Origin of the sequence: Rhizobium nepotum 39/7, assembly GCF_000949865.1 — a bacterium.
Classification (GTDB): domain Bacteria; phylum Pseudomonadota; class Alphaproteobacteria; order Rhizobiales; family Rhizobiaceae; genus Agrobacterium; species Agrobacterium nepotum.
Genome location: NZ_JWJH01000028.1, coordinates 1 through 11751, shown reverse-complemented (window position 1 = coordinate 11751; position 11751 = coordinate 1). Strand labels below are relative to the sequence as shown.

Below are 11751 nucleotides of genomic sequence, written 5' to 3'. Positions count from 1 at the left end.
GCATGATAAAGCAGACGCTTGAAGGCCGCCATGCCTTGGTGACCGGTGCGGGAAGCGGCATCGGTGCGGCAATTGCCATGACGCTGGCCCAGGCCGGTGCCAATGTCTCTCTGGCCGGTCGCCGTCCCCAGCCGCTGAAGGATGTGGCATCTGCGATCGGTGGCAACAGTATGGTCCTTGACGGTTTCGATGTCACCGAGCCCGACGCCATTGCCAAGGGGCTGGAGACAGCGCGCAAAACATTCGGGCCGGTCTCCATTCTGGTAAACAATGCTGGAGAAGCGCCGAGTGCGTCATTTGAGAAGACCACGCTCGACATGTGGAGCCATGTGCTTTCCGTCGATCTCACCGGCGTCTTCAACGTGACGCAGGCAGCGCTTGCCGATCTGAATGCGCATGGCGCCGGTGCCCGCATCATCAACATCGCCTCAACGGCGGGGTTGACAGGTTACGCCTATGTCTCCGCCTATTGCGCCGCCAAGCATGGCGTCATCGGCATGACGCGGGCGTTGGCGCTGGAACTGGCCAAGAAGGGTGTAACGGTCAACGCCGTCTGTCCTGGTTTCACCGACACTCCGATTATCCAGCACTCGCTGGAAACGATCATGGAAAAAACGGGGCGCAGCCGCGACGAGGCTTTGGCAGAATTCACCAAGTCCAATCCGCAAGCCCGGCTGATCCAGCCGCAGGAAGTGGCCGATACCGTGCTGTGGCTCGCCTCGCCCGGCGCAGGCTCGATCACCGGGCAGGCCATCGCGGTTGCCGGCGGCGAAATCATGGTTGGTTGAGCGAGAAAAAAGCGAGAAGACACATGCCCTTCACCCTATCCAAGCCGATGCGTTTTGGCGATTGCGACCTGACCGGGATCGCCTACCATCCGGCCTATCTGTCAATGCTTGTCGATGTCAACGAAGCGATGTTCGCGTCCTTTGACGTGACATGGAAAGAAATCATGTTCGAACGCAAGCTTGGCTTGCCGACCGTGACGATGAACCTCGAGTTCAAGAAGCCCGCCGTGTACGGCGATGTGCTGGATTTTGCCGTACAGGTGCGCTCCATCGGTCGCGCATCGCTTGATCTGGAAACCGTGGTTACGGTGCGCGGCGACATCATCTGGACGGTGCGCCAGCGGATCGTGATGACCTCACTGACCGACCATAAATCCCATCCCTGGCCCGACGACATTCGCGCAGGCCTGACACGTTATCTGGAGCCAAGACATGATGCATGAAATCATCCAACCGAACGGATGGGCAAAGCCCATCGGCTATTCGAACGGTATCAGCGCCCGTGGACGCATCGTTCAGGTCGGCGGCCAGATCGGGTGGGATGCGCATTGCCAGTTCCATTCCGATGACTTTGTGGATCAGGTGCGTCAAACGCTGCTCAACATCGTCAGCGTGCTGGAAGCCGCCAATGCCAAGCCTGAGCATCTCATCCAGATGACATGGTACTTCACCGATCGTGAAGCCTACAAATCCCGCATGCGGGAAATCGGTGCTGTTTATCGCGAGATCATCGGCCGCCATTTTCCGCCCATGGCTGCCGTTCAGGTCGTGGCGCTGATGGAAGATCGCGCCAAGATCGAGATCCAGTCGCTCGCCGTCGTGCCGGACTGATTTCAGGTTTAAAGAGGAGGAGAATTCGATGACCATCAAAGTGATGCCCGTGATTACCCGTAGGGGAGAGGAAGACACAGGAACCGGCCAATCCGGCGGTTGCGTGCGCATATCCGGCGTCAGCCCACAGCACACGCCCGCCACCAAAATCTGGTTCGGCAAGGTCTCCAACGACCCCGGCTACCGCTCCTATCCGCACCACCATGGAGAGGCCGAAACCGGTGGTTACGTGCTGAAGGGCAAAGCCCGCATCTATTTTGGCGAGAACTGGCAGGAATTTCTCGACATGGAAGAAGGCGATTTCATCTTCGTGCCGCCCAACTGGCCGCATATCGAAGTCAACATGTCCACCACAGAGGAACTGGTCTGGCTGACGACCCGCACGCCTGACAACATCGTGGTCAATCTGCCCGACGTTGACGACAGCGTTCTTGTTGGCTTCAGGAGAGCAGAATGAAACTCTTGAGACTAGGCGCCATCGGCGCTGAAAAGCCCGCACTTCTGGCCGACGACGGTACATTGCGCGATCTCTCCGGTATCGTCTCCGACATTGCAGGCGAAACGCTTGGTGACGGGGCCTTGAACCGTATTCGCAGCATTGATCCCGCAAGCCTGCCGGTCGTATCAGCTGACCGCTTGGGTGCCTGCGTCGGAAATGTCGGCAAGTTCATCTGCGTCGGCCTGAACTATGCCGACCATGCCAAGGAGACAGGCAAGGAGCCGCCTCCCGAGCCGATCCTTTTCATGAAGGCAACGACCGCAATTATCGGCCCGAATGACGACGTCGAAATTCCCCGCAGCTCTGCCAAGACCGACTGGGAGGTCGAGCTTGGTGTGGTGATTGGCAAACGCTCCAAGTATGTGAGCGAAGCCGATGCGCTGTCTCATGTCGCTGGTTATTGCGTCGTCAACGATGTATCCGAGCGCGCCTTCCAGTCGGAACGCGGCGGTCAGTGGACCAAGGGCAAGAGCCACGACACGTTCGGCCCCATCGGCCCATGGCTGGTGACCCGTGATGAGGTCGCCGATCCGCAGAACCTGGCGCTCTGGCTGGATGTCGATGGCCAGCGCCGCCAGACCGGCAACACCTCCACCATGATCTTCGGTGTTGCGCATCTCGTCAGCTATATCAGCCAGTTCATGACGCTGATGCCGGGTGATGTCATCGCCACCGGCACCCCGCCGGGCGTCGGCATGGGCATCAAGCCAACGCCTGTCTTCCTTCAGGCCGGTCAGGTCATGACGCTCGGCATCGAGGGTCTGGGCGAGCAGCGCCAGACGACCATAGCAGCGAGGGACTGACCATGAGCGATCTCAAGGGCCGTCTGGCCATCGTTACCGGCGGTGCGCGCGGACAGGGGGAAGCCGAAGCACGGCTGTTCGCGTCCAAGGGCGCTGCCGTCATCATCGCCGATGTTCTGGCTGAAGAAGGCCGCGCCTTGGCGCAGGCCCTGCAGGGTGACGGGTTCGAAGCCCGTTTCCTCCATCTTGATGTGACCGATCCCGCAAGCTGGGCTGGCGTGGTTGCTCTCGCTGCCGGGTGGAAAGGCCGCATCGATATTCTCGTCAACAATGCCGGGATCATCAATCGCTCGACTGTTGCGACCACAGGTCTGGAAGCATGGGAGCGCGTGCTGAAGGTCAACCTGACAGGCGCATTCCTCGGCATACAGGCCGTAACTGACCGAATGGCGGAAAGCGGTGGTGGCTCCATCATCAACATTTCCTCCAATAGCGGCTTTTCCGGCCACTATGACCCTGCCTATACCGCCAGCAAATGGGGCCTGCGCGGCCTGACCCGCAGCGCCGCCATGGAGCTGGCTTCGAAAAACATCCGCGTCAATGCCGTCTGCCCTGGCCTCGTCGTCACCGGCCTCAACGCCAGCAGCCCGCATCTCAAGCCCATGATCGAGATGACACCGATGAAGCGCAGCGGAAAACCCGAGGAGATTGCCGAACTGGTACTATTCCTTGCCTCCGACGCATCAGGTTTCATCACCGGCGAAGATTTCGTCATCGATGGCGGGTTTACCGCAGGCGCCGCCTATCGCCGGGTAGCGACCGAGACCGGAATTTTTGAAACCTGAGGGTCAATGCGATGCGATACAAAGTGACGGACTGGACTTGGGTCTACGACAACGGGGCCAACACACCGAAGTCGGAGAACTGGCCAGGCTTATGGGTCGAGCCGGCGCGGCAGGCACGTGAGAAGCTGGCAACAGCAGGCCGTGCCCATTTCGATCTTGCCTACGGTGAAGCCGAGCGGGAGCGCTTCGATCTGTTTCTGCCCAACGCGAAACCGCGCGGACTCGTCGTTTTCGTGCATGGCGGTTTCTGGATGAATCTTGATAAGAGTTTCTGGTCTCATCTGTCAGCCGGTCCTCTCGCACATAACTACGCTTTTGCGGTGCCGAGCTATACGTTAGCGCCGCAGGCTCGGATTGCCGACATCACCCGCGCCATCGGGAAAGCCGTTTCAGCCGCAGCCGAGCGCGTGGAGGGACCTATCCGTCTTATCGGCCACTCGGCCGGCGGACATCTGGTCACAAGGATGGTCAGCGCCACGACCCCTTTGTCGCCTGCCATTTCTGACCGCATTGAAATGACCGTGTCGATCTCTGGTATTCATGACCTGAGACCCATGATCTGGACGAAGCGCAACGCGACGCTTGCCATCGATGCGGCAGAGGCTGCCACCGAGAGCCCTGCGCTTCTCGAGCCTTTGGCCGATACACGCCTTGTTTGCTGGGCAGGGGAGCGGGAAACGTCCGAATTCCTGCGGCAAAACGCGCTTCTGGCCAACATCTGGCTCGGCCTCGGCGCGGAAACTGAAGTGGTGCGGGAGCCGGATCGGCACCATTTTAACATCATCGATGGACTGGCCGATCCCGACCATCCGCTGACTCACGCGCTCATTGGCTGAAATGGGGTCTGGTTCGGCAGCAATGAGCGGTGCTCCGCAATCTAACATAGTGTCCATTGGTACAAAGCGAAGATGGCTCTCCTATCCATCTCGCCCTCATCCCTGCGCCATGCGTTCAACGGGTGAAGGCGTAGCGTTTCGGCACGAAATAGTACGGTGACAACGTGCCGGTCATCAATGCGAAGGATGCTGTGCGCCAGCTGGGAGTACGGCCTGATCCGACCAAGCTGAGATGGCGTCAACCAAAACAAATCACTCATGGCAGCCTTTCCGCCATGAGTGAATGAAGACCATTGCGATTCGGAAAGCCCTTTACCAATAGAGCTTGGCCTCAAGGAGTGAGGCGCCCACCATTCAGGTGCAGCACCTGGCCGGTCATGTAACGGCTGCCCTGCCCGGCCAGAAAAAGCATCGGACCAACGACATCCTGCTCATTGGCCATCCGACCGAGCGGGATGCTGGCAACGTACTTCGCGCTCATGTCGTCGAACCAGGAGCGAGCACCCTTGTCCTCGACGCGCCCCGTCCCACCGGACAGGAAGTCGGTATCGACCGCTCCCGGTGCTACGGAATTGGCGCGGACGGTGGGTGCCAGTTCTGCCGCGAATGCCTTGGTCAGGGAGATAAGCCCGCCCTTGGAGGCAGCGTAGGCCGACATGCCGGGCATCACTTGGTAGGCGAGGCTCGAGGCCACCGTAACGATCGCAGGGTCACGCCCCTGCTTTAGAAGCGGTGATAGGCCGTTCACAAGCAGGTATGCCGATGTCAAATTTACCGACATTAGCTCGTTCCACTTGTCTACCGGCACCTCGCTCAGCGGACGTCGCGGGATAATAGGAAACCCACTCAGGAAAAAGAGGCATTCCAGGGCTTCGTGCCGAGCGGTCACGGCACTGACGGCACGCATTATGCTTTCCGGGTCACGACCGTCGAACGCGACATAGGAAACGCCTTCGATCGCTTCAGCACTCTCAATCGCCGACGCTATGTCGAGCACCGTCACATCCATGCGATGATCGACGCATGCCTTCACCAGAACCTTGCCAATGCCGCCGCAGCCCCCCGCGACCACCACGCGCGATCCAGCCTCTGGCAGCATCGTCAAATTCAAATCGCTCATTGCCGTCTCCATTCTTACTCGCCGATGCCGTAGCGACCGGGTGCTATGATGCCCTTGGGATCGAATACGTTCTTGATCCCCGAGCATGCGTCCCGGAAGCTGTCGGTGGTTTGGTCCATGTGGAACTTTTGGTAGTCGATCGGCGCGCGACCGACGAAGACGCCGCGCCGCACCAACTCTTCCGACAGTTCGCGGTAGCACGCATCGGCGCGCCGGCACTCGTCCTCGTCTTCGCGGTTGAAGGTGATCACGTGCAGGCCGCGCATAAAGCGAGCCGCACAAACATTCATCACCATGTAGTCCATGCCGTGCTTCTCGTAGATTGCGCGACCGACCTTTTGGAACTCGTTGGCAATTTGACCGTCGGTCGGAGTGCCGGGAAGGAACCACGTATTACCGCCGCCCGGGCGCCATCTGAGCAGACCCAGTTCGCTGGCGCTCGGAACGCCCGAGAACGCGTTGATCGCCACCTTGAGCGGGTTGATGTTTTCGGCATCTTCGTGAGAGATGTACCGGGCCTTCCCCGACCTGCCGAACAAGTCACGCACACGCTGAATCTGAGGGTCCATCGCCTCCATGCTGGGGCCGTAGAAGGCTCCAGACACGGTCCACGAGCCGAGACCAAACTGCTGCCACAACCTCTTGCGGCCCTCATCGGAAATCGACTTCTGACCGCCGCTTTGCGTGAACTCCTCGCTGACCACTTCGGCGCCGCAGGTATAGAGGTCATTGGCTACACGAAAAAGCGTCGGGACGTAATTAGACATCTTCAGGATGCGGCAGATGTCGGTGATTTCCTCAAGCGCGTCGTCATCCTCATAGGTAAAGTGAAATGACCGGATAGCGGGTGGACGCGGCATCAGCCACATTCCCATGCGGGTGACGATGCCGTAATTCGACTGTGCAAAAAGACCGTCAATGATCGGGCCGTAGGAATACTTCGACGTGTGCCAATTCAGCTGGTTACCCGTCGCGAGTGCCCCGTCGCCGGTGCGAAGAATCTCGCCATTGCCGAGCACCACCTCCATGCCGCACGACATGCCGAAATGGTCGAAATAGGGAGCGTAGCCTGCCCCCTTATCCAAGGCGTTGCCCATGACGCCACCCTGGGGCGGGCCGGAGGTCACGTCGATCATGTACTTGTTGCCCTGGCGAACCAACTCGTCATACATAGTCTGGTAGCTGACGCCTGGCTCGACGACCGCATAGCCCAGCTTGTCGTTGACCTCGATGATCCGGTTCATATGCCGGCCGAGATCGACGACCACCTGACCCACATGGACAGGAGATCGGCTGCCCAAACCGATATTGTTACCCGTCGAGACGGGATAGAGTGCTACGTCGAATTCATTGGCGGCGCGGACGATGACCTGAACTTCTTCGGTCGATCGCGGGTAGACGACGCCGAGTGGCGGGCGGGAGCCGCCCGGCATGGTGTTCTCACCGTAACGGCTGACGGTTTCCTCGGCGCGGTTTACCGCATCCTCTCCGAGCTTCGCCGCGATATTCGCGAAGAATTCCTCGACCTTCCTCATGTCGCCTGCCATCTTTTTTCCTTTCAAAACTGTTGATCACCAGAATCCGTCTGAGATGGGCGCGGGGCCCGCCGCTTGCTGCGGAACGTCCTTGGGTATTTCGACAAGCGATGCCGGATCGGGCAGATCGACGCCGACCACAGCGGGCGGCATGGGACCGCCGGTCGCCCAGTCCAACAATTCCACGGAGTGCACCACGGGCCTGCCCAGGTATTTTTGGATTTGCGTCATGCACCCGATGTTTCCGGTGGCGACCAAATGGTGCGTGGTAGTCGCGATGTGGTCGGCTTTGCGCCGGCCTAATCTGGCCGCCATTTCGGGCTGCAGCATGTTGTAGGTGCCAGCGGAACCGCAGCAGAAGTGGCCCTCGGGTACGTCCTGAACCTTGAAGCCGGCCTTCCGCAGCATTTGACGGGGCTGAGACTTCACCTTTTGCCCATGCTGCATGGAACAAGGGTCGTGATACGCCACAACATAGGGCAAGGGATACTCAGGGACGTTGAGGCCGATCTTCAAGAGGAATTCGGTGATGTCGCACGTCTTGGCTGCGACCTCCTTTGCCTCGGCGGCATTGCTGTCGCGCTGGAACAGGTGCCCGTAGTCCTTGATCGTAGTACCGCAGCCGGAACTGTTCACAATGATGGCATCCAGACCGCCCACTGCCATTTCCTGCTGCCATGCCGTGACGTTGCGCCTGGCGCTCGCCTTGGCCTGCTCGTCCCGGCCCATATGGAGTGCGAGCGACCCGCAACAACCCGCACCTTTGGCGACGACCACATCACAACCGTGACGCTGCAGAATGCGGATTGTCGCAGCGTTGATGTTTCCGTTAAGGACCTGCTGAGCGCACCCGGCAAGAACTGCAACCCGGTAGCGCCGTTCGCCTTCCGCCTTGAACAATTGGGGCGCGAGTATGTCTTCGGCCGGGGCCTCGGGAATGAGGTCCAGCAATGGCCTGAGCTGCTTGGGCGCCAGTTTCCCGAACCGGCGACCGATCCTGCCCAGCGTCAGGGCTGCCGAGAAGCGTTTCGGATACGGGATCGTCGCGGCCAGCGCGGAACGCAGCAGGCGATCGATGATCGGACGGTCGTAGTGTTCCTCGACATGTATGCGTGCCTTGTCGATGAGGTGCACATAATCGACGTCTGCAGCGCAGGTGGTCATACAGGACAGGCATGAGAGGCAGCTGTCGATGTGCTTGACGGTGCTGGGTTTGGGGGGACCGCCATCCTCGAGCATTTCGCGGATGAGGTCGATACGGCCGCGTGGCGACTCGTTCTCGTCACGGGTTACCACGTAGGTCGGACATGTGTTGGTACAAAAGCCGTAATGCACACAGGTCTTGAGGATTTCGTTGGCTTCGGCGAGTTCCGGATCCTTGAGCTGCTCGGCAGTGAAGTTGGTTTTCATGCTGCGGGCCCGCCAACGCGGGCGAGCACGGTCTTGAATTCCTCGGCATCGAACGCGCGCATGGTCTGGATGCGGCCGAAACCTTTCTCATTGAACCATAGAGAAAAGGCGCTGACGGTTTCCGGATCGAGGGCGTCAATCACCGTGACGAAGTCATATTGCCCCTGCGTAAAAGCGTTGAACTCTACCTTCAGACCAAGCTCGCTGCACTTTTCCATGGAGCTCAGACGCCGCTCTTCCGCCTTGGAAAGCACCCACTCGGAGCCGTGATTGCCGATAAGCACGAAACGCATGTCTTCCTCCTTGGGAAAGCCCCATCTGATTGCGGACCATCCTGCTGAATGGGCGCTCGGGATCGGCCCTCGCATCGAGGACCGAATAATGATGGTGCCCCTCAACCTCGACAGTGCTGCATGAGGGGTCGCCGACGTGACCGGCGAAAAGCCGGCTCTGCCGCGGTTAGGCGCAGATCTTGATTCAGGCTGGTCAATCGGATCGGCTCCAGATCGAACAGGCAGCTGATCGCCGTTGTGCCTTTGATCGGAAAACCTGAACTGGATCGGAGAGAGGACCAGTCATGCGCCAGGAGCACCCCCGAAATATGACCACCGGCCGAATGACCGGAAACGAACACCCTGGACTCATCGCCGCCGAATGAAGCCGCGTTCCGCCATATCCCCTCGAAGGATCGAGTGCACTTCTCAACCAGGGCGCCCATGCCGAAGCTCGGACACAGGCTGTAGTTCGGCAAAACCACGACCGCCCCGCGTTTGACGAACGGGCGGGCGATGAAGTGGAACCAGGCCTTGTCGGCGGAGCGCCAGTAACCATCGTGATAGAAAACCAGCACTGGTGCCGGCGCTCCTTGGGCGGCATGGAAAGGTCCAGCGGTTCGTCTTTCCCTTCACCAAGTGGCACGTTGAGCGCACATGAACAGGCGTCGATCAAAGCAGGGCTGTCGCTCTGCCATCGCTTTACGAATTCCACGAACGCCGGAACCCCGAACCGGGCAGGATACTGTCCGTCCAGTTGAGCCGTATCGTAGACCCTGTGCGCATCACGATCACGGCCAAAAGCTGCACCATGAGGCGCAGATTTTGACGAAGGCATCGACGTGTCGGGAGAAAGGCTCATTTCAGGCAACTTCTGTCGTAAATAACTCTATGTTTGAAGTATCCTAGCAGCGGCTTGAACCTTGGGGTTAGGATGAGGCCGCACGTTCTCTTTGTCGCCAGCGCAAATCGGTGCCGACCAAACGCAGCGTTCCGTCGAGCGCTGCTGGATTAGTTAGAGCCATCTTACCAATGCTGGACCCTTACTCTTTCGGAAGTCCAGGTTCCAAGAGTTGTTTGTCTGCCCCGACCGCAGGTTGTCGGTTTTCGCCTTCGCGAGCAGGGTGCCGCCGCTTCTTCATCCGGGCGACCATTGCGGCATCCGTATCTGGGCGCCGCCGCCTGAAGGTCGGCGATCCGGTGAGAACGCCAGTGGTATAGATCGAATCCCTCGCGATGAACGGCACGCCGCGCTGGGACGAGCTTCTCGCCCGCCATCACGGCCGCTTCCACCGCCTTCGCGGACCGAAGTGGATCGAAGATACCGTAACGATGGCATTCGTTTGGGATTAGGGGCTTCGATGCGGCTCGAACGCGCTTGCACGACCTCGGCTGGCTAAACCTCCTCGTGGCGCATGCAAAACGCGAGCGCATTGACGTCGTTCTTTGCATCACCGTCGATCGCCCGTCGCGAGACGTCGAGCATAGCGCCAAAATTTCGAAGGAGCTTCGCTATCGCGATGCCGATATCTGGACTGCGCATGCCGGCACGCCCGTCACCGACCTTGAGTTGACGCTGCGTGCTGCAAAGGCATGAAGACGGTCGAAAGAAGGGCAAGACACGACCTGCCTCGCCTATGGCTACAAGCTCTCCCAGCAGCGTGATGAGATGGGTGATCGTATCAAGGGGCACCGCGACATTGCCCCCGAGAAAGCGGAGATCATCCGACACATCTATCAGCTCTACGCTGACCGCATGTCGCCGCGAGACATCGCGCAACCGTTGAACAATGAAGGCGCACCTGACCCGCGCGGCCGGAAGTGGCGCGATATCACACGACGCATTGCGCGCGCCAACGATTACTCGGAATGGGTCATGACGGACATTCCCAAGATGCGCATCGTCTCCGACGAACTGTGGCAACGCGTCAAGGGCCGGCAGAAAGAGACCGGCGAGTTGTTAGACTTCGGGCAGAGCAACCGGCTCAATGGCACGCATCGACCGGAATACCTCCTGAGCGGCATGCCCGAATGCGCAGAATGCGGAGGCCCTTATGCAATCTCGGCAAGGATTGCTATAGCGGCACCAATCGCAAAAAGCGCCTGCCGATCAATGAACTGGATGGTGCCTGCTGTGGCAACAGCAAGACCATCACCCGCCATGAACTCGAGGAACGCGTCCTCAATTACATCCCGGTCGCGTTCTACTCCATCGATATCTTCGACCGTATTTCGCAGAAAATGATCGCCCATGAGGTGACCAAACTGAAGAGCATCCCCTCCCGCAAGGATCAGATGGCTGCAGAACTCGCAAAAAACAAAATCAAACAGACCAGCCTGATGCAGCAGATTTAGGACAGGCATGCCGAAGGCCGGCCGCACCTTGCCATCCTCGACGACCAGCTCGACGAACTGGAAGCCATGCGTGAGAAACTGGTCTCGGAGCTTGCCGGCAGGGATACGCCGGCGGCGGATTTTGAGGAGAAGATCGCCAAGCTAAAGGCGCAGTTCAATCCGGCCAGTACCGAGATCGCCATCCGCAAGCTGCTGTTCCTCGCCCGCAACAATGGCGACGAACACGCCAAGGAGCGGCTGATGCCGATCGTGCGCGATCTGATCCAGACGGTAGTGATTGGCAAGACACCCGGCCAGCCAGCCGGTAAGCCTACAGGTCCATGGTGACATCGCCACATCATGGCATCTTTGGAGGTTATCGATCTGATGGCGCGTATTGCCTCTGGCGAGATTGACACGGAGCATAAACAAAAAAAGCTCCTCGACGCTTACGCGGAGGAGCTTCAGAGCAAATATCCCGAGTGGGAGAATTTGCAAGTGTCGTTGGTTGCGGGGGCAGGATTTGAACCTGCGGCCT

General features: G+C 59.3%; 14 protein-coding genes and 2 pseudogenes. 11 read left to right on the top strand and 5 right to left on the bottom strand.

Features of this window, described 5'->3' with window-relative positions; all coding sequences use genetic code 11:
• Positions 1-2 precede the first annotated feature (2 nt).
• Genes RS75_RS22155 through RS75_RS22125 form a run of 7 tightly spaced genes read left to right on the top strand, consistent with a single transcriptional unit; the run spans position 3 to position 4542 of the window.
• Positions 3-788, top strand: coding sequence for an SDR family NAD(P)-dependent oxidoreductase (locus RS75_RS22155; protein WP_045024520.1), 786 nt, complete (start codon positions 3-5; stop codon positions 786-788).
• Between the two features lie 23 nt (positions 789-811).
• A complete protein-coding gene (locus RS75_RS22150; RefSeq protein ID WP_045024519.1) occupies positions 812-1231 on the top strand; it encodes an acyl-CoA thioesterase in 420 nt (139 codons plus the stop codon).
• On the top strand, positions 1224-1619 hold the full coding sequence (locus RS75_RS22145) for a RidA family protein (protein WP_045024556.1): 396 nt from the start codon (positions 1224-1226) through the stop codon (positions 1617-1619). Before RS75_RS22150 ends, RS75_RS22145 begins: the two co-directional genes overlap by 8 nt.
• Before the next feature lie 28 nt (positions 1620-1647).
• The gene (locus RS75_RS22140; protein ID WP_045024517.1) at positions 1648-2076 is read left to right on the top strand and encodes a cupin domain-containing protein; all 429 of its coding nucleotides are present in this window, start codon (positions 1648-1650) and stop codon (positions 2074-2076) included.
• The gene (locus RS75_RS22135) at positions 2073-2921 is read left to right on the top strand and encodes a fumarylacetoacetate hydrolase family protein (protein ID WP_045024516.1); all 849 of its coding nucleotides are present in this window, start codon (positions 2073-2075) and stop codon (positions 2919-2921) included. The genes RS75_RS22140 and RS75_RS22135 overlap by 4 nt, the downstream gene beginning before the upstream one ends.
• 2 nt (positions 2922-2923) lie before the next feature.
• On the top strand, positions 2924-3706 hold the full coding sequence (locus RS75_RS22130) for an SDR family NAD(P)-dependent oxidoreductase (RefSeq protein ID WP_045024514.1): 783 nt from the start codon (positions 2924-2926) through the stop codon (positions 3704-3706).
• A gap of 23 nt (positions 3707-3729) precedes the next feature.
• Positions 3730-4542 (top strand): alpha/beta hydrolase, encoded by an 813-nt coding sequence (locus RS75_RS22125; RefSeq protein WP_324607191.1) that lies wholly within the window; start codon positions 3730-3732, stop codon positions 4540-4542.
• 331 nt (positions 4543-4873) lie between these two features.
• On the opposite strand, the gene RS75_RS22115 is transcribed toward RS75_RS22125, so the two are convergent.
• The 5 genes and pseudogenes from RS75_RS22115 to RS75_RS22095 all read right to left on the bottom strand — a co-directional run.
• Positions 4874-5662 (bottom strand): SDR family NAD(P)-dependent oxidoreductase, encoded by a 789-nt coding sequence (locus tag RS75_RS22115; protein WP_160297202.1) that lies wholly within the window; start codon positions 5660-5662, stop codon positions 4874-4876.
• 14 nt (positions 5663-5676) lie between these two features.
• Positions 5677-7209, bottom strand: a complete 1533-nt coding sequence (locus RS75_RS22110; protein ID WP_200893657.1) for an FAD-binding oxidoreductase — start codon at positions 7207-7209, stop codon at positions 5677-5679.
• 24 nt (positions 7210-7233) lie between these two features.
• The gene (glcF, locus tag RS75_RS22105; RefSeq protein WP_045024506.1) at positions 7234-8607 is read right to left on the bottom strand and encodes a glycolate oxidase subunit GlcF; all 1374 of its coding nucleotides are present in this window, start codon (positions 8605-8607) and stop codon (positions 7234-7236) included.
• Positions 8604-8900, bottom strand: a complete 297-nt coding sequence (locus RS75_RS22100) for a GYD domain-containing protein (protein ID WP_045024505.1) — start codon at positions 8898-8900, stop codon at positions 8604-8606. The genes glcF and RS75_RS22100 overlap by 4 nt, the downstream gene beginning before the upstream one ends.
• A gap of 101 nt (positions 8901-9001) precedes the next feature.
• Positions 9002-9463: pseudogene (locus RS75_RS22095) on the bottom strand (alpha/beta hydrolase); the annotation flags it as partial.
• A gap of 794 nt (positions 9464-10257) precedes the next feature.
• Between RS75_RS22095 and RS75_RS25215 the strand changes: the two are divergent.
• The 4 genes and pseudogenes from RS75_RS25215 to RS75_RS22085 all read left to right on the top strand — a co-directional run bounded on the left by RS75_RS25215 (position 10258) and on the right by RS75_RS22085 (position 11561).
• Positions 10258-10476, top strand: a complete 219-nt coding sequence (locus RS75_RS25215) for a recombinase family protein (protein WP_052679734.1) — start codon at positions 10258-10260, stop codon at positions 10474-10476.
• A 72-nt stretch (positions 10477-10548) separates the two neighbouring features.
• Positions 10549-10698, top strand: a pseudogene (locus RS75_RS27480) (recombinase family protein); the annotation flags it as partial.
• A gap of 221 nt (positions 10699-10919) precedes the next feature.
• The gene (locus RS75_RS27165) at positions 10920-11234 is read left to right on the top strand and encodes a hypothetical protein (protein ID WP_052679733.1); all 315 of its coding nucleotides are present in this window, start codon (positions 10920-10922) and stop codon (positions 11232-11234) included.
• Positions 11235-11300: 66 nt separating this feature from the next.
• On the top strand, positions 11301-11561 hold the full coding sequence (locus tag RS75_RS22085; protein WP_045024504.1) for a hypothetical protein: 261 nt from the start codon (positions 11301-11303) through the stop codon (positions 11559-11561).
• The last annotated feature ends 190 nt before the right edge of the window (positions 11562-11751 follow it).

What these genes read in the sequence shown, in the direction of transcription:
- RS75_RS22155 (WP_045024520.1), top strand. Translation starts at nt 3, where the DNA reads ATGATAAAGCAGACGCTTGAAGGCCGCCATGCCTTGGTGACCGGTGCG.
- RS75_RS22150 (WP_045024519.1), top strand. Translation starts at nt 812, where the DNA reads ATGCCCTTCACCCTATCCAAGCCGATGCGTTTTGGCGATTGCGACCTG.
- RS75_RS22145 (WP_045024556.1), top strand. Translation starts at nt 1,224, where the DNA reads ATGCATGAAATCATCCAACCGAACGGATGGGCAAAGCCCATCGGCTAT.
- RS75_RS22140 (WP_045024517.1), top strand. Translation starts at nt 1,648, where the DNA reads ATGACCATCAAAGTGATGCCCGTGATTACCCGTAGGGGAGAGGAAGAC.
- RS75_RS22135 (WP_045024516.1), top strand. Translation starts at nt 2,073, where the DNA reads ATGAAACTCTTGAGACTAGGCGCCATCGGCGCTGAAAAGCCCGCACTT.
- RS75_RS22130 (WP_045024514.1), top strand. Translation starts at nt 2,924, where the DNA reads ATGAGCGATCTCAAGGGCCGTCTGGCCATCGTTACCGGCGGTGCGCGC.
- RS75_RS22115 (WP_160297202.1), bottom strand. Translation starts at nt 5,662, where the DNA reads ATGAGCGATTTGAATTTGACGATGCTGCCAGAGGCTGGATCGCGCGTG.
- RS75_RS22110 (WP_200893657.1), bottom strand. Translation starts at nt 7,209, where the DNA reads ATGGCAGGCGACATGAGGAAGGTCGAGGAATTCTTCGCGAATATCGCG.
- glcF (WP_045024506.1), bottom strand. Translation starts at nt 8,607, where the DNA reads ATGAAAACCAACTTCACTGCCGAGCAGCTCAAGGATCCGGAACTCGCC.
- RS75_RS22100 (WP_045024505.1), bottom strand. Translation starts at nt 8,900, where the DNA reads ATGCGTTTCGTGCTTATCGGCAATCACGGCTCCGAGTGGGTGCTTTCC.
- RS75_RS27165 (WP_052679733.1), top strand. Translation starts at nt 10,920, where the DNA reads ATGCGGAGGCCCTTATGCAATCTCGGCAAGGATTGCTATAGCGGCACC.
- RS75_RS22085 (WP_045024504.1), top strand. Translation starts at nt 11,301, where the DNA reads ATGCGTGAGAAACTGGTCTCGGAGCTTGCCGGCAGGGATACGCCGGCG.